General features: G+C 48.2%; 1 tRNA gene and 2 rRNA genes. All 3 read right to left on the reverse strand.

Annotation, left to right across the window (positions count from 1 at the left end):
- A 23S ribosomal RNA gene (locus A9O67_RS03505) occupies window positions 1-484 on the reverse strand; the annotation flags it as partial.
- 349 nt (window positions 485-833) lie between these two features.
- Window positions 834-909, reverse strand: a tRNA-Glu gene (locus A9O67_RS03510).
- A gap of 131 nt (window positions 910-1040) precedes the next feature.
- A 16S ribosomal RNA gene (locus A9O67_RS13535) occupies window positions 1041-1091 on the reverse strand; the annotation flags it as partial.

Raw genomic sequence — 1091 nt, forward strand, 5'->3', positions numbered from 1 at the left:
GTTCTTTTCGCCTTTCCCTCACGGTACTGGTTCACTATCGGTCAATCAGGAGTATTTAGCCTTGGAGGATGGTCCCCCCATATTCAGACAGGATAACACGTGTCCCGCCCTACTCGTCGAGTTCACAACACTAACACCTTCGGATACGGGGCTATCACCCTTTACTGCCGGACTTTCCAGACCGTTCTCCTGATGCTAATGCTGATTAAGACTCTGGGCTGCTCCCCGTTCGCTCGCCGCTACTAGGGGAATCTCGGTTGATTTCTTTTCCTCGGGGTACTGAGATGTTTCAGTTCCCCCGGTTCGCTTCGTTTGACTATGTATTCATCAAACGATAGTGCAACGAATTGCACTGGGTTTCCCCATTCGGAAATCGTCGGTTGTAACGGTTCATATCACCTTACCGACGCTTATCGCAGATTAGCACGTCCTTCATCGCCTCTGATTGCCTAGGCATCCACCGTGTACGCTTAGTCGCTTAACCTCACAACCCGAAATTGTTTCAACGTTCACATTACTGTCATGGCTGTGCGTGGTGAACTTCTTCGTTGGGCAGTGCTCGCAATGCTCACGTACCTAAGTACGCTGCGCTTGCTGTGCGCTGGCCGCCGCGAAGGACTGACTGCTCGCTCATGCCACTCGCTAAAGTGACCGAAAATTTCAGGTCTGAAATTTTGAGAGACTCTCACATTGTTTAAGCGATAAACAATGTGCGTTGTTTTCAATTTTCAGCTTGTTCCAGATTGTTAAAGAGCATAATTGTTAAACCAACTACAATATAATTGGCTTAATCATTATTGGGGACATCGTCTTTCACTCGATATCGGCGCAATTGGCGTCCCCTAGGGGATTCGAACCCCTGTTACCGCCGTGAAAGGGCGGTGTCCTAGGCCTCTAGACGAAGGGGACACGAAAATCACAAAAACTTTTGCGCTTTTCATGTAAGCCCTATTCTCTCGAATAAGTCTCCCACGTATAGCCTATTGCTCTACTTTCTATCAGACAATCTGTGTGAGCACTTCACAAAAACACTTCAATGGTAAGGAGGTGATCCAACCGCAGGTTCCCCTACGGTTACCTTGTTACGACTT

The sequence above is a fragment of the Tepidimonas fonticaldi genome, assembly GCF_001675355.1.
Classification (GTDB): domain Bacteria; phylum Pseudomonadota; class Gammaproteobacteria; order Burkholderiales; family Burkholderiaceae_C; genus Tepidimonas; species Tepidimonas fonticaldi.